Origin of the sequence: Corallococcus terminator (assembly GCF_049194865.1) — a bacterium.
Taxonomy (GTDB): Bacteria; Myxococcota; Myxococcia; order Myxococcales; family Myxococcaceae; genus Myxococcus; species Myxococcus terminator_A.
The window spans coordinates 56,215-80,877 of sequence record NZ_JBLZWL010000022.1 but is presented as its reverse complement, the minus strand read 5'-3'; the positions used below and the strand labels follow the sequence as shown (position 1 = coordinate 80,877).

The following is a 24,663-nucleotide window of genomic DNA, read 5'->3' as shown; positions in this document are numbered from 1 at the left end:
GTGCCCGCGCTCAGCGGTGGCTCGGCGTCACTTCCTGCGACTGAGCAACACCCCCGCGAGGATGAGCGCCGCGCCGACGGCCTGGAGCAGCGTGGGCTTCTCGCCACGAACGCCCCAGGCGGTGAGCGCCGCCACGACGGGCACTCCCGTGTTGTAGAGCGACGCGCGCGCGCTGCCCACCTGCTGCACCGTCCGCCCCCAGATGAAGTAGCTGAGCACCAGCGGAATCAGCGCCGAGTACACCACCCCCGCCCACGCACTGGGGCCGATGCTCCCCATGTCCAGCGCGAGCACCGCGGGCGCACCCGCCAGCACCACTCCCGGCGCTCCCATCAGCATCGTGATGGCGGTGATTCTCAGCGCGGACACCTCGTTGCCCAGCGAGCGGATGCCCACGGTGTAGATGGCCCAGCAGACACAGGCCACGAGGATGAGCCCGTCTCCCAGCCGCGTGTTCGTGCCCAGCGACGGCCCGCGCGCCGCCACCACCAGCAGCATGCCCACCACCGCCAGCGACATGCCCATCACCAGCGGACGGTTGAGCCGCTCGACTCCCAGCGCCGCACCCAGGGCAGCCACCAGCACGGGCGTCACCGCCACCAACATCCCGCTGTTGGCCGCCGTCGTGTTCGAGAGCCCCAGGATGAAGCAGAGCTGGTACGCCGTGTTGCCCACCAGCCCGAGCACCGCGAGCTTGAAGAACACCGGCCTCGATAGCGGCTTCCAGCCCTCCACCGCCAGCAGCAACACCGCCATGGCCACCGACGCCACCGCGAAGCGCACCGACATGAAGGCCAGGGGCGGAATCGTCCCCAAGGCCTCCTTCACCACCGTGTAGTTGGTGCCCCAGACAACGACGACACCGAGGATGGCCAGGTCGGACGCCGAGAAGGCGCGCGGCGGCGCAGCGGAGACACTGGCGGCAGTCGTGGACACGGCGCGCGAGGGAATAAGGCCCAGCGATTCTTCGCGCAAGCCGACGTTTCCCCGCCGCTCGGCTTGTCCCCATGCCGCGCCGTGGCTTAAACGCGCGTCATGGACCTACGCTTTTCGGACGAGGTGCGTCGCGCCCTCGACTCGCGGCAGCCCGTCGTCGCCCTGGAGACGAGTGTGGTGGCCCAGGGGCTTCCCTACCCGGACAACCTCGCCGCCGCCCGCGCCTGCGAGGAGGCCATCCGCCGCGCCGGCGCCGTGCCCGCCGCCACCGCAGTGATGGATGGCGTCGTCTGCATCGGTCTGGAGGACGCGGAGCTGCGCCGGCTCGCGGAGGGCAAGGAGCCCCTGCTGAAGCTCGGCTCTCGCGACCTGGCCATCGCCGTGGCAACCCGTGCCTCCGGCGGCACCACCGTCAGCGCCACGTGCGAATTGGCCGCCGCGGCCGGCATCCGCGTCTTCTCCACGGGCGGCATCGGCGGCGTCCACCGAGGCGCCTCGGATCACTGGGACATCTCCCAGGACATCGCCGCGCTCGCTCGCTTCCCCGTGGCCGTCGTGTGCGCGGGCGCGAAGTCCGTGCTCGATTTGCCCAAGACGATGGAGCTCCTGGAGACCGCGGGCGTCCCCGTCATCGGCGTGGGCACGCGCGAGCTGCCGTCCTTCCACAGCCGTGACTCCGGCATCACCCTGGAGCACAGCGTGAACGACGTGGCCACCGCCGCGCGCATCGCTCGCGCCCGCTTCGAGACGCTGGGGCAGGGTGGCGTGCTCTACACCGTGCCGCCACCGGAGGAGACCGCGCTGCCTCGTCACGAGGTGGAGTTGCAGATCGCCTCCGCCCTCGCGGAAGCGGAGCGGCAGGGCATCCGGGGCAAGGACGTCACGCCCTTCCTGCTGCGGGAGCTGGGGCAGCGCACGGGAGGCAAGACGCTCAAGGCGAACCTCGCGCTCCTCGTGAACAACGCCCGCTTCGCCGGACAGCTCGCCGTGGCCTACGCGCGCGGCGACTGAAGACAGTCACTCCTGGGGGCGCGGGCCAGGCTTCCCGCGCCCTCGGGTACTCTCGCCACGGTGTTACTGCTGAAACCAGCGCATCATCAGCTCGAGCTGCTGGCGGTCCAGGTCGTCGAAGGCGTTCTTGCTCGCGGAGTCGATGTCCAGCACCGCGAGCAGCTCGCGGTTCTTCCCGTACACCGGCACCACGATTTCAGAGGCGGAGCGCGCGTCGCAGGCGATGTGTCCGGGGAAGGCGTGCACGTCCGCGACCACTTGCGTCTCGCCCTTCGCGGCGGCCGTTCCGCAGACGCCCTGGCCGAACTTGATTTCGAGGCACCCCAGCGTGCCCTGGTAGGGACCCACTCGGAGCAGCTTCCCCGGAGTCACCACCCGGTAGAAGCCCGTCCACAGGTGGCCGAAGGCGTGGTGGATGAGGCAGCTCATCGTCGCCATGCCCGCGATGGGGTCGTCCATGCCGGCGAGCGCCGCCTGCACGTGCTGCTGGAGTTCCTCGTACGCCTGCGCCTTGGGGGCCGCGCGCAGGTCCAGGGTGATTTCCGCCATGATGGGGGCCTCGAGCCAGGTCTCCGCACCCGCCCGTCAGGGCTCGGCGCGGTCATCGTCGTCCCACGCTTCATATCCTGAATCCCACGCCGCACAGGAGGCACCGTGGAAACGCTCCTTCTCGATTCAAATACCTGGCTGCTCGTCCTCACCGGAGCGGGCGTCTCCGCCGAGAGCGGAGTCCCGACCTTCCGAGGAATGAACGGGCTCTGGGAAGATCAGCCCGTGGAGCAGGTGGCCTCGCCCGAGGGCTTCGCGAAGGATCCGTTGCGGGTGTGGCGCTTCTACTCCCAGCGGCGAGCAGGGGCCTCCGGCGTCTCGCCCAACCCCGGGCACGACGCGCTGGTGGCCTGGGAGCGACACCTGGGCGACCGCTTCCTCCTGACCACGCAGAACGTGGACGGCCTGCACTCGCGTGCGGGCAGCCAGCGCGTGGTGGAGATGCACGGCAACCTCTTCAAGACGCGTTGTAGCAACGACGAGTGCAAGCGCGCGCCCTTCGACGACACCACCGTGTACGCGGCTGGCACCGTGCCCGGCTGCAAGGACTGCGGCAGCCTGCTTCGCCCGCATATCGTCTGGTTCGGCGAGTACCTGGACCCCGCGGACCTGGAGCGCATCCAGGACTTCTCGCTGCGCGCGGCCAGCTCCGGCGGGCGCTTCGTCTTCCTGGCGGCGGGGACCTCCGGCGCCGTCTACCCGGCGGCCGGTCTGGTCGACCAGGTGAGCGCCGCGGGCGGGGAGACGTGGCTCATCAACCTGGACCCCGCAGAGAACTCGCGGCGCTTCCAGCACTCCGTGCACGGCAAGAGCGGAGAAGTGCTCCCGAAGCTGGGGAAGCTCGTCTGAGGGCGGGGAAGGGCGGCTCCCAGGGGAACGGGAGCCGCCAGGCGCCTACTCGAAGACGTTGATATCCTGGCCGGTGTTGGTGGGCCGGGGCGGCTTGGGCTTGGGCGGGCCCGCGACGCGGATGGGCTCCAGCGTCACGTCCACTGTCTGGCTGTTCCCGGCGACACGGCTGAAGTTGAGCGAGCGCTCCTCGGCCTTGTGGTTCGCGAGCCGGAAGCTGAGCTGGTGGGACTTGTCACGCGGGAGCATCAGCTCGATCGGCGTGGTGCCGATCTGCTCGTCACCCTCGTAGATGGCGGCCCCGGACGGCGTCGAGTTGAACTTCACCCGAAGCTCCTGCGGCGCGGCCTCGGTCGGCGTCGGCGTGGGATTCGCGGGCCTGTCCCGAGGGACTTCGACGACCTGGGTCGCCGGCTGCTTGGAGCCACCCTGGCCTCCTCCCAGCACCACCGCCGCGCCGATGCCGAGCAGCACCAGCGGCACCGCGACGAACGCGATCTTCTTGCCCGTGGACATGCCCTCCGGCTCGGGCGGGGGCGGCGGAGGAGTGGGCGCGGCTCGGCCAGGGGGAGGACGGACGCGGCTGGGCGACGAGCCACTGCCACCCGGCGCTCCCGCCTGGCTGCGCGCGATGACGACGTTGGACGGCGTGGAGCCACGGCCCGGGGACGCGCCGACGCGCGAGGAGCGCACCCCACTGCCGCTGCCTGCTCCCGGACGTCCCGCGCGACTGCTCGCGCGGCTGCCGCTGCCACGGTCGCTGACGCCGGAGCTGGCGCCGCCGCTGGGCATCGCATCGAACTGCTCGGCGCTGACGTCCGCCACCGAGTCCATCATCGCGTCCATGAACTCCTGCGCGGTCTGGTGGCGGTCCTCCTTCTCCGGGGACAGCGCCTTGCGGAAGAAGGCGTCCAGCGCGGCGGGAACCGGGGCGCCCTGGCGCTTGGTGTTGACGGCCGGCACCTGCTGAGTGAGCGACGCGGTGAGCGCCTTGCGCACGGTGTTCGCGCCAAAGGGCGAGCTGCCCGTGAGGCAGAAGTAGAGCACGCCCGCCATGGAGTACAGGTCGGAGCGCTGGTCCACCGCCTCGCCGCCGGCCTGCTCCGGAGGCATGTACTGCGGCGTGCCGAGCACCTGGCCGGTGGAGGTGAGCTGCTCCTCCTCCTCGGCCTCGAGCGCTTTGACCAGACCGAAGTCCAGCACCTTGACGAAGTCCCGGCCGCTCAGGTCCATCACCATGATGTTGTGCGGCTTGAGGTCGCGGTGGACGCAGCCCTCCTGGTGCGCGTGGGCGAGGCCCTGGGTGGCCTGCTCGATGAGGCTGGTGGCGCGACGCAGGGACATGGGCCCCTCGCGCTTCACCACTTCCTTGAGGCTTTCGCCCTGGAGCAGCTCCATCACGTAGTAGCAGGTGCCGTCGGGCGCGCGGCCGAAGTCGAAGATGGTGATGACGTTCGGGTGGCGCAGGCGGCTGGCGATCTCCGCCTCTCGGCGGAAGCGCTCGAAGAACTGGGGAGCGGCGGCGAGCGACGGGTTGAGCGTCTTCACCGCGACGGGGCGCTGCACCGAGGTCTGCGTGGCGCGGAACACCATGCCCATGCCGCCCTGGCCGAGCACGCTCTCAATCTTGTAGCGGCCATCGAGCACCTGGCCGATGAGCTGGAGGCTCTGGCCTGAGCAGAGGTGGTCGACGCCGTCGGTGCTTCCGCAATGGGGACAGGGGGCAGCCATGTGGGGCCGGAGTATAGGCAGGCCCCGGGCAGGTCCGGAAAGGGGACGTTGGCCCCCATGCTCACCGGGCAGGCATCTGAGCCATTTCCCGAGGAGCCCAGGGCTGTTACACCCCCGGCCGCCATGAGCCTCGTCATCGCCCAGGACCTCAGCCTCTCCTATGGAAAGAAGGTCCTCTTCGACAGCGACAGCTTCACCCTCGGCCCCAAGGACCGTGTAGGCCTCGTCGGGGCCAACGGGACGGGGAAGAGCACCCTGATGAAGATCCTGGCCGGCGTCGCCCAGCCGGACTCGGGGACCTTGACCTACCGGCGGCGGGCCCGGTGGGGGTACCTGCCCCAGGAAATCGCCGGGCTGCCGGAGGGCACGGTGGTGGAGGCGGTGATGAGCACCGTCCCGGGGCGCGACACCCTGGAGTCCCGGCTCAAGGAGACCGAGGAGGCCCTGGCGGCGGCCACCGACGAGGAGGACCTGCTCGAGCTGGCCCAGTCCCTGGCGGACCTGCACGCGGAGCTGGACGACTTCGAGAACCGCTTCGGCCGGCACCACGCCGAGCGCATCCTCAAGGGCCTGGGCTTCAAGGACAACGACCTGGCCAAGCCCACCTCGGCCCTCTCGGGCGGCTGGCGGATGCGCGCGGCGCTGGCGGGATTGCTGCTCCAGGACCCCGACCTGCTGCTCCTCGACGAGCCGACCAACCACCTGGACGTCCCCACGCTGGCGTGGTTCGACGGCTTCCTGCGCCGCTCCAACAAGGCGCTGGTGCTCATCTCCCACGACCGGGACTTCCTCAACCGGCAGATCAACCGCGTGGTGTCGCTGGAGCTGGAGGGCGTGCGCGAGTACGCCGGCAACTACGACGACTACAAGCGCCTGCGCGCCGAGGAGAAGGTCCTCCTCCAGGCCCGGGCGGAGAAGGTGGAGAACCGGCGCGCGGAGCTGCAAGGCTTCATCGACCGCTTCGGCGCGAAGGCCACCAAGGCCAAGCAGGCGCAGAGCCGCGCGAAGATGTTGGAGAAGCTGGAGAAGGTGCAGGTCCTGGAGGAGCGCTCGACGATGAAGTTCCGCTTCCCGGAGGTGGACCGGAGCGGGCGCGACGTGGTGTCGCTGGAGCGCATCACCAAGCGCTATGGCGCGCAGACCGTGTACGACGGCCTGTCGGGCCGGGTGGAGCGCGGCCAGCGCATCGCCGTGGTGGGCGCCAACGGCGCGGGCAAGACGACGCTCCTGCGACTGGTGGCCGGGGAGCTGGTGCCGGACTCGGGCACGGTGACCATCGGCCACAACGTGGTGGTGGGCTATTACGCGCAGCACCACGCGGACAAGCTGGACCGGCAGAACACCATCATCGAGGAAGTGCGCCCGCTCGCGGCGGACAAGCCGGAGAGCTACGTGCGCGGCGTGCTCGGCGCCTTCCTCTTCAGCGGCGACGACGTGGAGAAGCCGATTGGTGTGCTCAGCGGTGGAGAGCGGGCCCGCGTGGCGCTGGCCAAGCTGCTGCTGGTGCCCTCCAACTTCCTGCTGATGGACGAGCCCACCAACCACCTGGACCTGGACTCGGCGGAGATGCTGATTGAAGCGCTGAAGCTGTACGGCGGGACGCTGCTGTTCGTCAGCCACAGCCGCAGCTTCATCAACGGGCTGTGCACCCAGGTATGGGAGGTGGCGGACGGGAAGCTGACGCCGCACCCGGGCAACCTGGACGACTACCTGTACCACCAGGAGCAGCAGCGGCTGAAGGCGGAGGCCGCGGCGGGTGGCGCGAGCGCCGCCCGGGGGGACACTGCGTCCTCCGTGGCGATGTCGGAGAAGGAGCGCAAGCGGCAGGAGGCCGAGGCGCGTCAGCGGCGCAGCGTGGTGGAGGGGCCGCTCAAGAAGGAGATCTCCAAGCTGGAGGAGCAGATCGCCAAGGTGGAGACCGCGCAGAAGGAGCGCGAGGCGCAGCTCGCCGACCCGGTCCTCTACAACGACTTCGCTCGGGCCAAGCCGCTGATGGATGCGCACCGCGACGGCAAGGATGCGCTGGAAGACCTCTACGCGCGGTGGGAAGCCGCGCAGGAGAAGCTGGCGCAGGCGACGGCTTCGTTGGGCTGAGTCGACCCAGGCTTCAGCTCACTGTCCGAACACGCGGCCGAACAGCCACATCAGCGCGGAGCCGGTGGCGTCGCCCGTGTACTGCGCCGTCATCGCTCCGGTGTAGCCAGAGGCATGCGGAGTGTCCATCTCGGAGGTCGGAGAGGCCTTCGTCAGCTCGTCCGTGAAGGGCGCGGAGCCCTCGGGCGCGCAGCTTCCGCAGTACAGCGCCTCTTCATAGACGAAGCCGTAGCGGGGCTTCACCTCGCGCTTGCACTCCGCGCAGGACGTCGTTCGCCCCATCTTGAGCGTGGGCCGCACGTCCAGGGGAGCGTTGCGATGGGTCGCCGCCGCCTGCTGGAGTTGCTGCAGCTCACCCGGGTCCAACGCCACGCCCGCGCAGTCCGAGCACACCTCCACCGTGACACCCAGCACCTGCACGACGGGCAGCGGGGCATGCCCGCACCGGGGACAGCTCGGCGCGGGGGTTCCACAGCTTCGACACTCCGGGACGTACTGGAGCTTCGCCTGACAGCCCTTGCACATGCCCGCGTGGCCCTTCGCGCGGCGCACCAGCGCGTCGGACACCGAGCCGCCCATCACCTTCGTCAGCGCCTCGCCCTCGAACCAGACGGAGCCGCAGTGGCCACACTCCTCGCGGGGCAATCCCCCCAGGAAGGTGGGGCGCATCGTCTTGTGGCAGAAGGGGCAGGCGCTCATGGGCAGACAGCCTAGCCCCAATCCCACTCAGCTTGCTCGACGTCGCCGCTCGCGCTTGGGCCGAGGCTCCGGGGCCGACGGGGCAGGGGGCTCGCGCAGCTCCTCCGGCACGGGGAACGACTGGGAGATTCTCGTCGCGGGCGGCGGGGTGCCCGTGCCCTCCGCGATGAGCCCCTCCGCGGGCTTCTCCGCCGGCAGCGCGGGCAGGCGGATGATGAACGTGGTGCCCTCGCTCGCCTTGCTCTGCACGGAGATGCTGCCGCCGTGGTTCTTCACGATGCGCTGACAGATGGCGAGGCCCAGCCCCGTGCCCTTCTGCTTCGTCGTGAAGAAGGGCACGAAGATGTGCGGCTGCTGGTCCGTCGGAATGCCCGGCCCGTTGTCGGACACGCGCACCTCCAGCACCTCGCCCCCCGCGTTGCGGAACTCTCCGAAGCGCTCCGGCTTCTCCGTGCGCACCGTGATTCGGCCCTCGCGCGTGTCCAGCGCCTGCACCGCGTTCTGCACCAGGTTGATGAGCACCTGCTTGAGCTGCTCGGCGTCTCCATCCGCGCGGGGCAGCAGCAGGTCCAACTCCACCGCGAGCTGGACGTTGGCGGGCACGTCGTTCTGGATGAGCCGCATGGTCCGCGTCACGACTTCGTTCAAGTCCGTGGGCCCGAAGCTCTGCTTCATCGGCCGCGCGTAGTCGAGGAACGCCGTCACCACGCCGTTGAGGCGGTTGACCTCCTCGACGATGACCTCCAGGAACTCGCCGTCCTCACCCGGCAGCCGCATCGGGTCCAGGCACTGCGCCGCGCCTTTGATTGCCCCCAGCGGATTGCGAATCTCGTGCGCGAGGCCCGCCGCCATCTCACCCAGCGCCGCGAGTCTGTCCCGCTCTCGAATCTTCTCGTACAGCTTCGAGTTCTCCAGCACCGTCGCCAGCTTCTCCGCCACCTCCAGGATGAGCGCGATTTCGTCGGACGCGTACGCCTCCGGTACCCGCTCGTCCCAGAGATTCAAGAAGCCGATGACCCGATCATTTCCCACCAGCGGCACGGTGATGCCGGCCTTCATCTGCACCAGCGACGCGCGCGTGTCGTTCAACCGCTTCAGCTCGTCGCGGTAGCGCCGTCCCTCCACCGACTGGAGCCGCATCGTCGCGCCGCGCCGCTCCACGTTCTCCAGCAGCACCGCCTTCTGCCCGCTGGCCACCGCGAACAACAGGCCGCGCGCCGCCGCCGTGTCCAGGAACGACACCGGCAACGGCCCCCGCGAGTCCAGCAGCCGATACCCCGGCCGGTCCTCCGCGAGCAGATACACCGACGCGTGCGTCACCCGGCCCGTCTCGTGGAGCGTGTCGAGCACCAGCCGCGCCAGCTCCGAGATGTCGATGACGTTCGCCATCCTCGCGCGCAGCATCCCCAGCGCGTCGAGCAGCGCGAAGCGCTCGCGGAAGAAGATGCGCACCACCATCTCCTCTACCTTCGTGCGCAGCGGGTCCAACAGGATGAGGATGACGAAGGCCGCCACCACCGTGTTGAAGACGAACAGCCCCGTGTCCTCGTCCACCCACGCCGTCAGCACGGTGAAGACGGCGGCCAGGATGACCGCGAGCACCGTCTGGGAAGCAATCTTTCCCAGCAGCTCGTGCAGGTCCATCAGCCGCAGCCGCAAGAGCGTCTGCGCGAGGAAGAACAGGTACAGAGTGGTGAAGACGGGCCCGAGCGTCGGCAGCGGAATCACGGTGCCCAGGAAGTCGAGCGCCGAGAAGAGGATGCCCGCGGCCGCGCCGATGGCCAGGTACATCAGCCTCAGCTGCTCGATGCGGGACTCGTTCGTCCTGACCCGGTGGAGCAGCAACGACACCGAAGCGAGCAGGGAGCCGAGCACCCAGACGCCCATGGCCACGCGAGCCCACACCTTGTCGGCCAGGGGGGTGACGGCCACGGCCAGGCCCAGGAAGACCGACAGGAGGGCAAGCCGGCGGCCGACCTGGTGTGTCCCCTTGCTGACATCCAAGAACTCGAGGAAGAACCCTACAGCCGCGCCCGGGACGAGCGAGGCGACGAACACGGTGATGCCCAGGGTGATGCGGGCTGCCCAGGGGTAGGTCGCCGCGGGGAAGAGGCTGTGGAAGAAGAACGAGAGGTAGTACCCGGCCACCGTCAGAGCGAAGACGGAGTACAGGGTGAGGACCTTCGGCCGGGCCGGGCGCAACAACATGGACACGCCCAGGGCCAGGCCGATGATGGATGCCAGCAGAGCGCTCTGAGTCCGGATGTCCATGGGCTTGCGGACAGTCTAACCTGTGTCCATCTCCGGAAATTTTCCATGCACTCCCAGTTGTCATGGGGCGAGCCCGCGCCCACCTCCCAGGGTCCCCAGCCCCGCGTATGAAGCCCTTCCTGCCCAAGCTCGCCGTCGTCGCCTCCGCGCTCCTGTTGTCCGCGCAGGCTCCCGCCCCCCAGGTCTCCGCCCCCGCCGCGACGGAGGAGGCCACACCGGCTCCAGCACCCCAGCTGTCGAGCCCCACCGTGACGGAGGCCCCTTCGTCCCACACGGAGAACGCGCCTTCCGAGGCCCAGCTCTCTCCGCGTCCGGACGCGGAGAAGACGCAGGTGCCCGAGGGCTTCGTGGAGGTCCTCAACCCGGCCTTCCCCAACCCCGCGCCCCCCGCGCCCGTCGTCCACCGGGGCCGCCGGTACGCGCTGGAGGACCTGGCGCCGTACTTCGGCGAGGGCAAGAAGAAGGAGGCCCGGGCGGCCTTCGACAAGGGCCACTACAGCCGGGCCCGCGAGCTGCTGAAGGACGAGGGCGACAGCCCGCCGGTGCGCTACCTGCGCGCGCTGGCCGCGGTGCGCTCGGGGGATGATGAGACCGCCGCGAAGGAGCTGGCCGCGCTGGCGCCGGACTACCCCGCGCTTCAAGACAGGTGTCTGACGCATGCGGGCGTGGCGCTGGAGGGGCTGCGCCGCTTCGACGAGGCCGCCGTGCTGCTGGCCCAGGTGTCGCCGGAGTCCCGGCTGTACGTGGACGCGCGCCTGGCCCTGTCGCGGGTGCTGCGCAAGAAGAAGGACGCCGCGGGCGCCATGGCCGCGCTGGAGCCGCTCACGTCACGCGCCGCTCCGAGCTGGGGCCGCAACGTGGGCGCCGAGGCGCTGATGGCCATCGCGGACATCGCCGCCGAGAAGAAGGACAAGGCCGCCGAGCGCGCCGCGCTGTGGCGCCTGTGGGGCGCGCATCCGCTGTCCGCGCTGGCGACGCAGGCGGAGAAGCGCCTGAAGGGACAGACGCCGCCCGTGGAGGCGAAGGTCGCTCGCGGCGAGGCGCTGGTGGAGCTGCACCGCAACAAGCAGGGCCTGACGCAGCTGGAGCCGCTGCTGGCGCAGCTGAAGCTGCCGGAGAAGCTCGCGTGCCGCGCCCACTTCGCCTACGGAAAGGGCCTGCGCAAGGAGCGCGAGCACACGCGCGCCATCCAGACGCTCTCGCAGGTGGCGGAGAAGTGTGAGGACCGCGACCTGCTGGCGCGGGCGCTGTACGTGCTGGGCTCGTCGCGCTCGATTGTCGACTCGGCGCGCGGGACTGACACGTACGAGCGACTGGCCCGCGAGTTCCCGGACCACAGCTTCGCGGACGACGCGCTGTTCTACGCGGCGGACCTGTACGTGAAGACGGGCCGCCCCAAGGAGGCGATGGCGCGGCTGGATGAATTGGCGAAGCTGTATCCGCAGGGCGACTTCCTGGGCGAGGCGCTCTTCAAGGCGTACTGGATTGCGCGCACGAGCAAGGTGGAGGACGCGGGCCTGTCCTTCCTGGACCGAATCGAGCAGCGCTTCGCGCAGGCGGACGAGAGCTACGATGTGGAGCGCGCGCGGTACTGGCGGGCGCGGACGTTCCAGGACCAGGGCAACATCCAGGGCGCGGCGGAGCTGTTCGAGAAGATCGCCGTGGAGCACCCCGCGACGTACTACGGGCTGATGGCGCGCTCGCAGTTGACGACGGTGGACCCGGCGCGGCTGGAGCGCATCTCCCCGGACATCTTCGCGGTGCCCGACGCCGCCAGCCCGTGGCCGCTGTTCGCGGGGCCGGTGGGCGAGGACCCGCACTTCCGCGCGGGCATCGAGCTGCTGCGGCTCGGCTTCCCGGAGGCGGTGTCGTCGGAGCTGCTCGCGGTGAACCGGACGAACCAGCCCGCGGAGGCCGTCCGCCTGCTGGTGCTGGTGCTGCACGAGGCGGGTGACGAGCGCGCCGCCCACGCCGTGGCCCGGCTGGTGCTGCGCAAGGACTTGAGTGGCCGCATCACCCGCGAGACGCGCGTGGTGTGGGAGGTGGCCTATCCCAACGCGTTCCGCGAGCTCATCGAGAAGCACACGGCCGTGTCGGGCGTGGAGGCGGATCTGCTCCAGGCGCTGATGCGCGAAGAGAGCGCGTTGGACCCGAAGGCGCTGTCCTGGGCCGGGGCGCTGGGCCTCACCCAGCTGATGCCGTCCACCGCGAAGGGCGTGGCCCGGGAGCTGAAGCTCAAGCGCTTCACGGTGGATCAGCTGCTCCAGCCGGACCTCAACATCCGCTTCGGCGCGCACTACCTGGGCGGCCTGTTGAAGAAGTTCGGCGGGCACACGCCGTACGCGGTGGGCAGCTACAACGCGGGTCCGGGCGCGGTGAATCGCTGGCGCGCGGACAAGCCGGACCTGCCGCTGGATGCGTGGGTGGAGGAGATCCCCATCTCCGAGACGCGCGGCTACATCAAGCGCGTGCTGCGCTCGTACAACACCTACCAGCTCCTCTATGGACGGGCGCCCAAGCTGCCCGTCATCAAGAGCGCGGCGCGCTAGGGGCTCGAGCCCATCGCCAGCCTTCGAGCTTCCGAGGGCTGGCCGGGTCTATTCGGGGCATTCCTAGAGCGGCCTGATGTTCTGCGCGTTCAGCCCCTTGGGCCCCTTCGTCACCTCGAATTCGACCCGCTGATTCTCAGCGAGAGACCTGAAGCCGTCCGCGTTGATGGCGGAGTGATGCGCGAACACGTCCTCGCCTCCGTCATCCGGAGTGATGAAGCCAAAGCCCTTGCTGTCGTTGAACCACTTCACGATTCCCGTCTTCATGCTGCTGTCCTCGTGTGCCACGCCTGGGGATGTCCAGGGAGTTGGTATTGAATTAGGGATGGATGGGATGAATCCATCCAGACTGGGAGCAAGGCGCCCCCAGTCTCGTATGCTCTGCTTGGGAGGGGCCCCACCTAGATGAGCCTGACGTTCGCCGCCATCGTGCCCTTCTTTCCCTGCTCGACCTCGAACTCGACCTTGTCGTTTTCACGGAGGGTCTTGGCGTCCGGGTTGATGGCGGAGAAATGCACGAACACGTCCGTGCCTCCTTCATCCGGAGTGATGAAGCCGAACCCCTTGGTCTCGTTGAAGAACTTCACGGTTCCCGTCTGCATGTCGCCGTCCTTGTGTGCCACGCCTGGGATGTCCAGGGCGGTGGCATTGAGTTAGGGATTGGCGGGCATGAAGCCACCCAGGCATGGTGCGGAGCGTGCTCAGGCTCGCATTCTCAGCTTGGGGCGGAGCTCGACGGCCTTCGCGCAGCGGAGTTGCGATTGCCGCCGGACAAGCAGGCCCAGGGCGCCGAGCGCCAGCAACAGCGGCGGGGCGACGTCCTCGACGCCTGGACCCGCCTGGCTTGTCAGCGCGGGCGCCACGACGAGCAGCTCGCCTGAGTCAGGGCGCGTGCTCACTGAATAGGTCAGTGCATCCTGCTCTGCATCGCGGGCCTCGCGCAGGACGGAGTGTTGCTCGCTCGCCGTCATCGTGAGCCGGGTTTTGTTCTTCGCGATGGGGGAGGGACTCACGGGCATGATGTGCAGGGTCACCGTGGCGCAGGTGGTGTGCTCTCCATCGCTGACCGCGAACGTGAAGGTGTCCTCGCGCGATGCGCCCGCCCTGGGCCGGTACACGACACGGGGCAAGGCGCCTTCGAGCTCTCCCTGTGAGGGGCCTTCGAGCAGCTCGAAGGTGAGGGTGTCTCCCTCCACGTCCCGGCCTTCCAACTCCAGCTCCATCCAGCCCTCCGCGGACACGGTGACCTCGCGAGACATGGCTATAGGGGCGTCGTTGACCGCCTTGACTGAGAAGGACACCTTGGCGGAAGGCGACTCGGTCTCCCCATCACTCGCGCGAAACGTGAAGTAGTCCTCGCCGTGGAAGTCGGGGTGGGGCGTGTACACGAGGAAGGGGGTCGTGCCCGAGAGCCGGCCGTGGCGTGGCAGCTCCACCAGCGAGAACGTCAGCGTGTCGTCGTCCCTGTCCAAGCTCTCCAGGCGGATCTCGACGGAGCCGTCCTCCATGAGCGCTTCCGAGCGATCAAGCAAAAGGGGCGCGTTCCGCTCCCCCCCTTCCTCGTACGGCACCCCTGGCCCATCCCTCTCCATCGCGAAACCACACGACGTCACGTAGGTGAAGCCCTCCTCACCTGGGATGTCCGCCCAGGCGGGGTTCACCGCCGTGATGCAGAGAAGCACCGCGAGCCACGCGATGCCTCGCGGACTCACTCGAAGAGACAGCATGGGGACCTCGGGAAAGAGCGGTGTCGGACCGGCGAGCCGCCAGGGACGCGGGCCTGGAAGCAGCAGACTCCGGGAGGCGTTGCCGCCGCATCACGGCGACATCATGGCTTCCTCACGTCAGGTGCATTTCTTCCAATCCCCGAGCGCGCGCCATGGGCAGACTGTGGGTATCCACCCTTGAACCAGGAGGTTCGTGATGAAGCCCGACACCACGGCGGACATGAAGAAGGACGTGTCCCCGCAGCCTCGGCTGGGCATCCAGCTCGTGATGAAGAACGCGACCGCCGCGCTCACGTTCTATTCCCAGGTCTTCGGCGCCGAGGAGCGGATGCGGCTGGTGGAGCCCTCCGGACGTCTGGGCCATGCGGAGCTGCTCCTGGGCGGAGTGGTGCTGTCCATCGCGGATGAGTATCCGGAGTACGGAATCGTCGGGCCGCAGAGCCGGGGAGGGGCGACGAGCCTGCTCAACCTCTCGGTCGATGACGTGGACGGGATGGCCCAAAGCGCCATCGCCGCTGGAGCCGTGCTGGAGCGCCCCATCACCGACGAGTTCTACGGCGACCGCGTGGCCCACATCCAGGACCCGTTCGGCCACCGCTGGTCCCTCTCCAAGCGCATCGAGGAGGTGTCTCCGGAGGAGATGCAGCGGCGCTTCCTGAAGATGGTGGGAGGCTGAGCCCTATACTCACGTATGATTGCGGCTCCGTTCGCCGCCATGACAAGTTCCTCCCATGGGCGAGGACGCCGTCATCCACATCATCGACGACGACACCTCGTTGCGGACGGCATTGCAGTCGTTGTTCCGCTCGGTGGGGATGAAGGCCCAGGCCCACGACGCGGTCCGCACCTTCCTGGACGCGAAGCGGGAAGATGCTCCCGGGTGTCTGCTGCTCGATGTCCGGCTGCCAGGGATGAGCGGCCTCGTGTTCCAGGACCAGCTCGAGTCGCTGGGTATCGACCTGCCAGTCATCATGATGACCGGCCACGGGGACATCCCCATGTCGGTGCGGGCGATGAAGGCGGGGGCCGTGGACTTCCTGCCCAAGCCCTTCCGCGAGCAGGACCTGCTGGACGCCGTGGCGGTGGCGGTGGAGCGTCACCGCCGACAGCGCGCCCAGCGCGAGGGCCTGGCGGACGTGAGGAAGTGCTTCGCGAGCCTGACTCCGCGCGAGCAACAGGTGATGACGCTGGTGACGGCCGGACTGCTCAACAAGCAGGTGGCCGGCGAGCTGAACCTGCGGGAAATCACCGTCAAGATTCACCGAGGCTCCGCGATGCGGAAGATGAAGGCGGACTCGCTGGCGGACCTGGTGCGCATGGCCGAGGCGCTGAAGCTGACCAAGACGCCGCCTCCGTCCGCACTCCCGGCGCGAAAGCCCTAGGCCCGAGCCATGTCGCCCGACTCCCTCCTCTCCGTCGTCGACGATGACGCGTCGGTGCGCACGGCGGTGGTCAACCTCCTGCGCTCCTATGGCTGGAAGGCCCTGGCCTTCGACAGCGCCGAGGCCTTCCTGGAGTCGGGCGAGCTGGCGCGCACGCACCTCCTCATCACCGACATCCAGATGCCGGGCATGAGCGGCATCGACCTCAAGCGGGAACTCGACGCGCGAGGCTCCACGGTGCCCGTCATCATCATCACCGCGAAGACGGACGCGGCGGTGCTGGAGCGCGCGAAGGCCTGCAAGCCGGCCTGTCTCCTGCGCAAACCGTTTGACAGTGAGGACTTCATCGCCTGTGTCGAACGCGCGCTTGCATGAGCCGCGCCTCGAAGGTCTGCTGCGGAGCTCTCCCAGGACCCAGGTCGGAGCGCGCGGATGCCCGAAGCAAACACGTCACTGGCCGCAGAGGCGTGGCAGGGCCCATCGGGCCTCCTCGAAGCACTGCTCGATGGCGTGTCCGAGAGCGTCATCGTCCGTGACGTGAGCGGCAAGGTCCTCCTGTGGAACAAGGCCTCCGAGGCGCTCTATGGCTACTCGCGCGAGGCCATGGTGGGCAGGGACCTCCACGAGCACCTGGGCAGCCACCACCCGACGATGCGGGCGAGTCTGGAGCGGCACCTGCTGGAGCAGGGGCACTGGGAAGGGGAGCTGAAGCGGACCACCGCGTCTGGCGAGAGCCGGCGCATCGATGTCCGCTGGAAGGTGCAGCCCGTCGCGGACGGGAAGCCCGTCTCGATTGTCGAATATGGCCGCGACATCACGAGCCTGAGCGACATCGAGCTGGAGTCCCGGCTCCAGGCGCACCGCTATCGCAACCTGTTCCAGGCCATGGCGGCGTCGTTCTGGGAGCTCGACTTCTCGGCCGTGCGCGGGATGCTGGCCGAGCTGGCGCAGCAGGGCGTCGAGGACTTCCGTGGCTACTTCGAGGCCCACCCCGAGTTCATCGACGCGGCCATCGACGTGACTCGGGTGGTCGACGTCAATGACAAGACGGTCTCCCTGTTCGGCGCGAAGAGTCGCGAGGAGCTGGTGGGTGGCACGGTGGCCGCGTTCTGGCCCCGGGAGAGCCGCGCTGTCTACGCGGAGAGCCTGCTGGCCGCGGTGCGGCGCCTGCCGGGACTGTCGCGGGAGACGCGCCTGAGCACCCTCGACGGGAAGCTCTTCGAGGCGCTGTTCACCGTCTGCTGGCCGCCCGGGCACCATGGCCGTGGCCCCGTCCTCGTGGGCGTCATCGACTTCTCGGCCCGAGTGGCGGCCGAGCGGGAGGTGAGGGCGCTGCAGAGCGAGTTCGCGCACGCGTCACGCCTGTCGGTGCTGGGCGAGCTGACGGCGTCCATCGCCCACGAGGTGAATCAGCCGCTGGCGGCGATCGCGGCCAACGGTGCGGCGGGAGTGCGCTGGTTGTCTCGGCCCGTGCCGGACCTGGACGAGGTGCGCGCCATCCACGCGAACATGGTGAGTGATGCGCGGCGCGCCGCCGACATCATCGCTCGCATCCGCGCCATGGCCTCCAACAAGGGCTCGGAGGCGCGCCGGTTGTCGCCCAATCAGGTCGTCGAGGAGGCCGTCCAGTTCCTCCGTCACGAGCTGTCGGCGCATGACGTCGACCTGCGCTTCGAGCTGGCCGAGGGCCTCCCGGATATCGAGGCGGACCGCGTGCAGCTCCAGCAGATCATCGTCAACCTGGCGCTCAATGCCATGCAGGAGATGAAGCGCGCGGAGTGCCCTCGGCCCACGCTCCACCTTCGCACGTTCACAGGGGAAGGGGAGCTGCGCTTCGAGCTCCAGGACTCGGGGCCGGGCATTCCCTTGGAGCACCACGAGCGACTCTTCCAGAGCTTCTTCACCACCAAGGCGAGCGGGCTGGGGATGGGCCTGGCCATCTGCCGCAACATCGTCGAGGCGCATGGTGGACGCATCTGGGCGGAGAACGCCGCGTCCGGCGGGGCGCGCTTCTCCTTCGCGTTGCCCCTGGTGAAGGCGGCCTGCGCGGGCGCTTGATCTGGCCAGGTGCGTCGCCTCCATCCGGAGGGCGCAGCTCGTCCGTTGAGGGATGGAACCTGAAAAGTCCATGAGTCATGGACTTTTCAGGTGATTGCCGCAAAGAATCCTCGGGAGTGTCAGTGCATTACCCCTCTTGCTCCCGCGGACTCATGCCTCCCTCTACGGACAGTGGCAGTACCCTCCCCAAGTCACGTCGCAAGTCCTATCCCCCGACTCCGCATGCGCCCCAGCCCCTCTTCAAAGTAGGAGGCGTCCGGTATGAGGCCGTCCGCGAACTGGCCCACATGCAGACAGGAGACACGCTGCTGGTGGCCCACCGCTACGCGCAGGAGGAGACGCTTCCGGGCCTATGCCTTGTGCGGCGTCTGCCGAGCCCCGCGACGTACACGGAGCGCAAGCGGCTCTCCGATGAGATTCAGCTGGCCTTCCGCCTCAACCATCCCGGCATCGCCCAGGTGTTCCACCTGAAGATTCACGAGGACGCGCCCCACGTCGTCATGGAGTACGTGGACGGCCCCTCGCTGGAGACGTTGGTGAACGCTGGGGTGCTGCGCGGCAAGCCCGTCTCGGAAGCCTTCGCCCTCTACACGGGGGGCGAACTGGCGGAAGCCCTGCACTACGCCCACACGTTAAGGGGGGAGGACGGCAAGCCGCTTGGCATCATCCACCGCGACGTCAATCCCCGGCATGTCTTCGTGGGTGCGCACGGAGAGGTGAAGCTGGCCAACTTCGGCGCGTCCTATTCGTTGCTGGTGGGGCGCACCGAGTCGCCCGCCAGTCTGGTGAGGGGCGACGTCGCCTATGCCTCGCCCGAGTACCTGGATCGTGCCCCTCTGTCTCCGCGCTCCGACGTCTTCAGCCTGGGCGTGCTGCTCGTGGAGCTGCTGACGGGCACGCACCTCTTCGACGTGGAGGACGTGCCGCCACCACCCAAGGGAATGCGCCATCTCGTCCCCGAGAACCTTCCCTCCCTGCCCCTGACTCAGATGAGGACGCTGCTCGCCAGCTTCGGACCGGAGGACGTCGCGCGCGCGGTGAAGAGTCTGGCGCCGGACGTGAAGGCGATTCTGCACACCACCCTGCGCGTTGCCCCCGAGGAGCGCTTTGCCACGGCGGCGGACCTGCGCGATGCGCTGCGGGCAGCCCTGGCCAAGAGGCACCCAGGTTATGGGCGCCAGGACGCACTGGAGGAGGTGGCCCGCGTCGTCGCGGAGGGCGGCAGCCATCGGGGGGGCATGATGGAGTTCGGTGAGGGCGACCTCTACCCTGTGGAACTGGAGGAGCACGCACCGCGCGCGCTGGCGAAGAAGGGCTAGCGCGACAAGACGGTGGCCATGTGAAGCAGGGCGTCGAGCTTCTCCGCGTCCAGCTTCCGCGCCAGGGAAAGAAGGCGGCGCAGCTCGGGGGTCCCCTCCTCGCGAGGGGGAGCGCGCTGCCCCTTCTTTCCTGCCCCTGGTGGCGTCAAGCCCAGCAGCACCTCGGGAGATACGTGCAGCTCCGTGCAGAGCCGGAAGAGGGAGGGGACGCTGGGCAACATATTCCCTCGCTCCAGGCGATTGTAGACGGCATGCACGAGGCCCACGCGCTCGGCCACCTCAGCCCGTGTCAGCCCCAGCTTCTCGCGCGCCTCACGCGCACTCGTTCCGATGGTGATTGCCAGCGCTTCATTCATGGACATGGCCCTCTTGTGTAGCCGAAAGCGTCTCGGAATTGAATCCCTGGAGTCTGACGACTGATGATGAACCTGGGGCATCCTGCGCTGCTCGGACCTGGCGAGGATGGACTCCGCGGTGGGTGACGCGTCTGGTAGCGTGCGCCGCCCGCTGGGAGGCAAGCGAATGCAAGAGAGTGGCACCGTGAGAACCGGGAGAAGGACGCCATGAGGAACGGGCCGTCCCTCGCGATGCTGGCGCCCGGCTCCCAGGTGGTGGGCTATACGGTGGAGAGCCCCCTGGGCAGCGGTGGCTTTGGGGCCGTGTACCTCGCGCGGTGCGACGGGCAGCCCTCCGCGTTGAAGCTCTTGGATTTGGAGCGCGTGGGAGAGCGGGTGGAGCGCGAAGTCTCCATCCTGCTGAAGCTGAAGCACCCCAACGTGGTGGGCATCCTCGGCTTCGGGTTATGGCCTACGGCATCGCCGGAGTTCGCCTTCATCGCGATGGAGTACGTGGAGGGACGCCAGCTCGATGCGTGGGCCCGTGAGGAGAACCCGTCTGCGCGTCAGGTGGCCAGGGTGGTGCTGGACGTGGCGCGAGCATTGGAGGCGGCCCATGGAGCGGGTGTCCTTCATCGTGACGTGAAGGAGGCCAACATCATGGTCCGCACCTCGGATGGCGCGGCCAAGCTGGTGGACTTCGGCGTGGGCGACTACGAGGGCGCGCGGGGAATCACGTCGGACATCCTCCCGCCAGGGACACCGCAGTATCGCTCCCCGGAGGCGAGGACGTACCTCCGGCAGAATGCACGCGTTCCCGGGGCCAGATATGCACCCACGGCCTCGGACGATCTGTGGGCGTTGGGGGTCGTCCTCTACGGGCTGCTCACCGCGCACGTTCCTTTCGAGGGAGCGGATGACCACCTTCGCGACGAAGCCGCCATCGCTGACGTACCGAGGTCGCCGCGTGAGCTGAACGAGCGCGTCCCCGTGGTGCTGAGTGACGTGTGCATGCGGCTGCTGGAGAAGACTCCCGCGACGCGGGTGCCGAGTGCGCAGGCCCTTCGCGTGGCACTGGAGGAAGCTCTTCGCGACGCGGACGCGGCGTGGGACGTGCCGCTGTGCGATTCCTACAGCGAAGCATCGGCCACGACGGAAGGTCACCAGGACAGTCACGACAAGTGGCTGCACGCCCCCCGCCAACGGCCCCGGCGCGGCAAGCGTCCCCAGGTCGCGAGGCAAGAGCCCCAGCCAGCGAGCGAGGTACGCGCACCCGGGCAGCGCGCTCCCACGACGGAGCAGGTGCCGAGGACCGTGCGCCCCGCTTGGGTCTGGGCAGTCGTGGCCTTGGCCGTGGTGCTCGTCGCGGCGGGGGCGCTGTGGAGCTGGCGGACGTCACGCATCGACGGGGCCGTGCCGTCCCATCAGGAAGTAGCGCGTCACGGGAGTTCGTCCCAAGCTGGCCCGGCCGCGGCTCCCCCCATCGGAATGGAGGCCATCCCTGCGGTCGTCGCCGTTCCAGCGACGCTCCTTGAGGCGACAACCATCGTGACGAAGCAGAAGACCGAGACCCTTACTCCCCCGAAGCCCGCGAGGAAGGGGACAGTCCTCATGAGCAGGGCCGTTGCCGCAGCGGTGGCCTGCTCGGCACTGGGTTGCCCCGGCGTGCAGGTGCGTCCACCGCCTCCGCCCGCGCCGTGCCCGTCAGGCGCAGTCGAAGCGATGGAGGCGCTAGGTATCAAGACGGGCCGCACCCATGGGGTGACGCTTCTCGTCGAAGGAGCGGGAGTCACTACCGTGAAGGACGGAGCCACGGAACTCATGTTGATCGGCCCTTGGGAGCGGATGCCGAATGCCACCATCTTCTCGGGACGGCTCACGGTGAGCGACCGCGTCTATGGTCGGTTCACGCGCGCGACCACAGGCGCAGGTGCGAGCTTCCCGGTGTGCCTGGAGCTGCTAGCCGAGAGTGAAGAGAAGGGCTTGGAGCGGAAGCCGGGCGATGACGGCCCTACGTCGGCCCGAGTCTTCTCGACAGGGGACGTGCGAGCTGTGCGCGAGTTCGAGTGATGTGGTGTGCGCAGGACAACGTGCGGGAGTCTCAGACGGATGCATGCATCATCATCGGCCATTCGCCTGGGGCTCTTGCTCGTTGCAGGCGCATCGACAGCGCGGGGAGCCACGGCCTCGGTTGGAGGGGCTCGGCGCATCGAGTTGGAGCCGAATGCGCCCGGGGCGTGGGTTGAGGTGGCCGTAAGTCCAGGCTTGTCCACGGTTCTGCTCTTCGACTCTGAACTGGTGCAGGAAGCCACCGAGATTGAGGGACTGGATTCCTTCTCGAACGTTGATTCAGGGCGAACGACGATGCGGTTGGTTCCATCGGCGCGCGCGAGTCCGGGCGAGAAGTTCCGCGTGGCGGTGAGGTTTCGTGACGGAGCGGCACCTGTCGGCGCCTCATTCTTGCTCGTGGTTCATCCCGCGCGTGCCGACGCACTCGTTGAGGTGTACCGAAACAAGAGAACGGTCGAGTCGTACCAGGAAGAAACGAGGGAAGCTCGGGCGGCGACCTTGCGCTGCCAGGAAGAGAATGTGCGCATCGTTTCAGAGCATGGGGCCCCGGGAGGGCTGACGGGGCTGCTCGCGGCGGGCAGTGTTGACGACGGTGGTCTGGCCGGGAAGAAGGTGACCGAGTCGATTACCCCGGGCCCGAAGAACGCCCTCAGCCTATTCAGGGTCCACACCTACCGCTCGGTGAAGCGGGTAGCGCTGGAGATTTGGCTGACCGCGCAGCTCAGTGAAACGCCTTGGGTGGCGAGCGGCGCGGTTCTTCGCAGCAGCACCGGGATTGACGTGAAGGTGCTGAGCGTATGGCAGGACGCGCCCGCCACGTTGGGCGAACCATGGCGGATGGTGGTTGAAGCGGAGGCCCCTGCCGATGCCTCCCGAGGGACCTTTTCCCTCAAGCTGTGGGAGGATGCAGGGCCCCGTACTGTGACACTCGGTGGCGTGACGTTCCCGTAGTGCTGGCGGTCTCGTGGAAGCGCGGATGCCTGATCAGCCCTTGATGAAGAGCAGCAGGTCCTCGTTGATGACGTCCTTGTGGGTGGAGCACATGCCGTGGGGGAAGCCCTTGTAGACCTTCAGCTGCGCGCCCTTCACGAGCGTGGCGGTGAGCTTCCCTCCGCCCTCGAAGGGGACGATCTGGTCGTCATCGCCGTGCATCACCAGCGTGGGCACGTCGAACTTCGCCAGGTCCGCGCGGAAGTCCGTCTCAGAGAAGGCCTTGATGGTGTCGTACTCGGACTTGATGGAGCCCATCAGGCCCTGGAGGCGGAAGCTCTCGCGCAGGCCCTCGGACACCTTCGCTCCCGGCCGGTTGAAGCCGTAGAACGCCATGCTCAGGTCCTTGTAGTAGGTCGAGCGGTCGGAGCGCACGCCGGAGCGGATGTCGTCGAAGACCTTCATCGGCAGGCCGTTCGGGTGCCAGTCCGTCTTGAGCATGATGGGAGGCACGGCGCTGATGAGCACGGCCTTGCTGACGCGCGAAGTCCCGTGGCGGCCGATGTACCGCGCCACCTCGCCGCCGCCCGTCGAGTGGCCGACGTGCACGGCCTTGCGCAAGTCGAGCGCGGCGGTCAGCTCCGCGAGGTCATCCGCGAAGTGGTCCATGTCGTGGCCTTCCCAGGGCTGTGACGAGCGCCCGTTGCCACGACGGTCATGCGCGATGGTGCGGAAGCCCCGTTCGGACAGGGACATCATCTGGTCTTCCCAGGCGTCGGCCGTGAGGGGCCAGCCGTGGGAGAAGACGATGGGTTGTCCGTCCTTGGGACCCCAGTCCTTGAAGTAGATCTGCGTGCCGTCGCGAGTCGTGAGGTAGCTGCCCTGGAGCTTGCCGGCTTGAGTGGCCATACGGGGGTCGTCCTCGGTTCAAGGGTGGGGTGAAGCCGTTGCGAAGATGTGCCCCGTGACGCCATCCCGCCATCAACCCCTGGCTCGCTGGCCCCTATACGAAGGTCTAGGGTGGCTGACCCTCTGTACAAAAGACGGCGCCGCGTTCCGTCGCCATAGTCACTCCCACGTTCGCAAGGGAGTTCGAGCCTGGCGGCCAGCGCACCTCGTGGTGGGGGGCGTCTGGGCATGCGGGCCCTTGGCGACGAACCCGGAGCCCACCATGTCCACCGCTTCCCCCGCCGCGACCGCCGTCAATACGCCCACCCGCTTCGCCGAGGTGAACGGCCGCCGCATCGCCTACCGCGAGCTGGGACAGGGCGTTCCCCTCATCCTGTGCCTCCGGTTCCGGGGCGTGCTCGACTCGTGGGACCCCGCGTTCCTCGATGCGCTGGCGGCCCATCACCGCGTCATCACCTTCGACTACTCCGGCCTGGGCCAGTCCACGGGCAAGCCCAGCTATGTGCGCACGGACATGGCTCGCGACGTCATCGACCTGGCGGACTCGCTGGGCCTGGAGCGCTTCGTCATCGGGGGCTGGTCGCTGGGAGGGCTCGCCGCACAGGTGGTGATGCGGCTGCATCCCGAGCGCATCCTCAAGGCGCTCCTCATCGGCACCTCTCCTCCGGGCAAGGTCCGCCTCCCCGCGAAGGCCGTCTTCTTCGAGCACGCCCTGAAGCCGGTGAACGACCTGGCGGATGAAGTCGTGCTGTTCTTCCACCCGGAGTCGGAGAAGTCCCGCGCCGCCGCGGTGGCCTCGCACGAGCGCATCGCCGCGCGCACCACGGACCACAGCCCCGCGATTCCGATTGCAACCGTGTTCAAGCTCCTGGAGGAGACGAAGGCCGAGGACATCTTCGTCGACGACAATGGCTATCGCGACTTCATGAAGACGACTCGCATCCCCACGCTGGTCATCTCCGGTGACCAGGAGATTGTCTTCCCCGTGGAGAACTGGTTCGACCTGGCGCCCCAGACGCGTTCGGTGCACCTGATGGTCTTCCCGCAGATGGGCCATGGGCCCCAGCACGAGGCCCCACAGCTCTGTGCGGACCTGATTGCCAGCTTCATCAAGAACGGCTGACCCGGGGGCTGGAAGCGGGGATGGCCCTCGAAGGGGGGCCGTTCCGCCCGGCTGGCGGCCGGGCCAGCGCTCGGGAGATGACATCCGGTGACTCGAATGATGCACGGCGGGACGACGGTGC

At 68.4% G+C, this 24,663-nt stretch carries 22 protein-coding genes; 12 read left to right on the top strand and 10 right to left on the bottom strand.

Features of this window, described 5'->3' with window-relative positions:
• Positions 1-27 precede the first annotated feature (27 nt).
• The gene (locus tag ACN469_RS09840; RefSeq protein ID WP_498766474.1) at positions 28-975 is read right to left on the bottom strand and encodes a DMT family transporter; all 948 of its coding nucleotides are present in this window, start codon (positions 973-975) and stop codon (positions 28-30) included.
• A gap of 60 nt (positions 976-1,035) precedes the next feature.
• On the opposite strand from ACN469_RS09840, the gene ACN469_RS09835 reads away from it, so the two are divergent.
• Entirely contained in the window at positions 1,036-1,947 is a 912-nt protein-coding gene (locus ACN469_RS09835; RefSeq protein WP_498766472.1) for a pseudouridine-5'-phosphate glycosidase, read from the top strand.
• Positions 1,948-2,010: 63 nt separating this feature from the next.
• Here ACN469_RS09835 and ACN469_RS09830 read toward each other — a convergent pair whose 3' ends face one another.
• Positions 2,011-2,496 (bottom strand): GAF domain-containing protein, encoded by a 486-nt coding sequence (locus ACN469_RS09830; RefSeq protein ID WP_498766470.1) that lies wholly within the window; start codon positions 2,494-2,496, stop codon positions 2,011-2,013.
• Positions 2,497-2,601: 105 nt separating this feature from the next.
• Here ACN469_RS09830 and ACN469_RS09825 point away from each other — a divergent pair, with 105 nt between their 5' ends.
• Complete coding sequence (locus tag ACN469_RS09825; RefSeq protein ID WP_498766468.1) at positions 2,602-3,345, top strand: SIR2 family NAD-dependent protein deacylase; 744 nt, start codon at positions 2,602-2,604, stop codon at positions 3,343-3,345.
• A 45-nt stretch (positions 3,346-3,390) separates the two neighbouring features.
• Here ACN469_RS09825 and ACN469_RS09820 read toward each other — a convergent pair whose 3' ends face one another.
• Entirely contained in the window at positions 3,391-4,944 is a 1,554-nt protein-coding gene (locus ACN469_RS09820; protein WP_498766719.1) for a serine/threonine protein kinase, read from the bottom strand.
• Positions 4,945-5,199: 255 nt separating this feature from the next.
• On the opposite strand from ACN469_RS09820, the gene abc-f reads away from it, so the two are divergent.
• Complete coding sequence (abc-f, locus tag ACN469_RS09815) at positions 5,200-7,170, top strand: ribosomal protection-like ABC-F family protein (RefSeq protein ID WP_498766466.1); 1,971 nt, start codon at positions 5,200-5,202, stop codon at positions 7,168-7,170.
• Between the two features lie 18 nt (positions 7,171-7,188).
• Here abc-f and ACN469_RS09810 read toward each other — a convergent pair whose 3' ends face one another.
• Entirely contained in the window at positions 7,189-7,869 is a 681-nt protein-coding gene (locus ACN469_RS09810; RefSeq protein ID WP_498766464.1) for a TFIIB-type zinc ribbon-containing protein, read from the bottom strand.
• A gap of 27 nt (positions 7,870-7,896) precedes the next feature.
• A complete protein-coding gene (locus tag ACN469_RS09805; RefSeq protein ID WP_498766462.1) occupies positions 7,897-10,140 on the bottom strand; it encodes an ATP-binding protein in 2,244 nt (747 codons plus the stop codon).
• A 107-nt stretch (positions 10,141-10,247) separates the two neighbouring features.
• Between ACN469_RS09805 and ACN469_RS09800 the strand changes: the two genes are divergently transcribed.
• On the top strand, positions 10,248-12,689 hold the full coding sequence (locus ACN469_RS09800) for a lytic transglycosylase domain-containing protein (protein WP_498766460.1): 2,442 nt from the start codon (positions 10,248-10,250) through the stop codon (positions 12,687-12,689).
• A gap of 63 nt (positions 12,690-12,752) precedes the next feature.
• On the opposite strand, the gene ACN469_RS09795 is transcribed toward ACN469_RS09800, so the two are convergent.
• The 3 genes from ACN469_RS09795 to ACN469_RS09785 form a co-directional block, all read right to left on the bottom strand.
• Complete coding sequence (locus ACN469_RS09795) at positions 12,753-12,956, bottom strand: cold-shock protein (RefSeq protein WP_498766458.1); 204 nt, start codon at positions 12,954-12,956, stop codon at positions 12,753-12,755.
• 134 nt (positions 12,957-13,090) lie between these two features.
• Positions 13,091-13,291: a cold-shock protein gene (locus ACN469_RS09790; RefSeq protein WP_498766456.1), complete on the bottom strand. Its 201-nt coding sequence runs from the start codon at positions 13,289-13,291 to the stop codon at positions 13,091-13,093.
• A gap of 99 nt (positions 13,292-13,390) precedes the next feature.
• Positions 13,391-14,416, bottom strand: a complete 1,026-nt coding sequence (locus ACN469_RS09785; protein ID WP_498766454.1) for a cadherin-like domain-containing protein — start codon at positions 14,414-14,416, stop codon at positions 13,391-13,393.
• 196 nt (positions 14,417-14,612) lie between these two features.
• Here ACN469_RS09785 and ACN469_RS09780 point away from each other — a divergent pair, with 196 nt between their 5' ends.
• The 5 genes from ACN469_RS09780 to ACN469_RS09760 all read left to right on the top strand — a co-directional run bounded on the left by ACN469_RS09780 (position 14,613) and on the right by ACN469_RS09760 (position 19,175).
• Positions 14,613-15,092: a VOC family protein gene (locus ACN469_RS09780; RefSeq protein ID WP_498766452.1), complete on the top strand. Its 480-nt coding sequence runs from the start codon at positions 14,613-14,615 to the stop codon at positions 15,090-15,092.
• A gap of 55 nt (positions 15,093-15,147) precedes the next feature.
• Positions 15,148-15,798 carry a response regulator transcription factor gene (locus ACN469_RS09775; RefSeq protein WP_498766450.1) on the top strand — a complete coding sequence of 217 codons (651 nt, stop codon included), beginning with the start codon at positions 15,148-15,150 and terminating at the stop codon, positions 15,796-15,798.
• Between the two features lie 9 nt (positions 15,799-15,807).
• Positions 15,808-16,173: a response regulator transcription factor gene (locus ACN469_RS09770; protein ID WP_498766448.1), complete on the top strand. Its 366-nt coding sequence runs from the start codon at positions 15,808-15,810 to the stop codon at positions 16,171-16,173.
• Positions 16,174-16,230: 57 nt separating this feature from the next.
• Positions 16,231-17,856, top strand: a complete 1,626-nt coding sequence (locus tag ACN469_RS09765; RefSeq protein ID WP_498766446.1) for a PAS domain-containing sensor histidine kinase — start codon at positions 16,231-16,233, stop codon at positions 17,854-17,856.
• Between the two features lie 152 nt (positions 17,857-18,008).
• Positions 18,009-19,175, top strand: coding sequence for a serine/threonine-protein kinase (locus ACN469_RS09760; protein ID WP_498766444.1), 1,167 nt, complete (start codon positions 18,009-18,011; stop codon positions 19,173-19,175).
• Here ACN469_RS09760 and ACN469_RS09755 read toward each other — a convergent pair.
• Entirely contained in the window at positions 19,172-19,531 is a 360-nt protein-coding gene (locus tag ACN469_RS09755) for a helix-turn-helix transcriptional regulator (RefSeq protein WP_498766717.1), read from the bottom strand. The genes ACN469_RS09760 and ACN469_RS09755 overlap by 4 nt on opposite strands.
• Positions 19,532-19,738: 207 nt before the next feature.
• On the opposite strand from ACN469_RS09755, the gene ACN469_RS09750 reads away from it, so the two are divergent.
• Positions 19,739-21,580 (top strand): serine/threonine-protein kinase, encoded by a 1,842-nt coding sequence (locus ACN469_RS09750; RefSeq protein WP_498766442.1) that lies wholly within the window; start codon positions 19,739-19,741, stop codon positions 21,578-21,580.
• 39 nt (positions 21,581-21,619) lie between these two features.
• Positions 21,620-22,531, top strand: coding sequence for a DUF2381 family protein (locus ACN469_RS09745; protein ID WP_498766440.1), 912 nt, complete (start codon positions 21,620-21,622; stop codon positions 22,529-22,531).
• 33 nt (positions 22,532-22,564) lie between these two features.
• Here the strand turns inward: ACN469_RS09745 and ACN469_RS09740 are convergent, their stop codons facing one another.
• Positions 22,565-23,419, bottom strand: coding sequence for an alpha/beta fold hydrolase (locus ACN469_RS09740; RefSeq protein ID WP_498766438.1), 855 nt, complete (start codon positions 23,417-23,419; stop codon positions 22,565-22,567).
• Between the two features lie 262 nt (positions 23,420-23,681).
• Between ACN469_RS09740 and ACN469_RS09735 the strand changes: the two genes are divergently transcribed.
• Positions 23,682-24,542 carry an alpha/beta fold hydrolase gene (locus ACN469_RS09735; RefSeq protein ID WP_498766436.1) on the top strand — a complete coding sequence of 287 codons (861 nt, stop codon included), beginning with the start codon at positions 23,682-23,684 and terminating at the stop codon, positions 24,540-24,542.
• Positions 24,543-24,663: the final 121 nt, after the last annotated feature.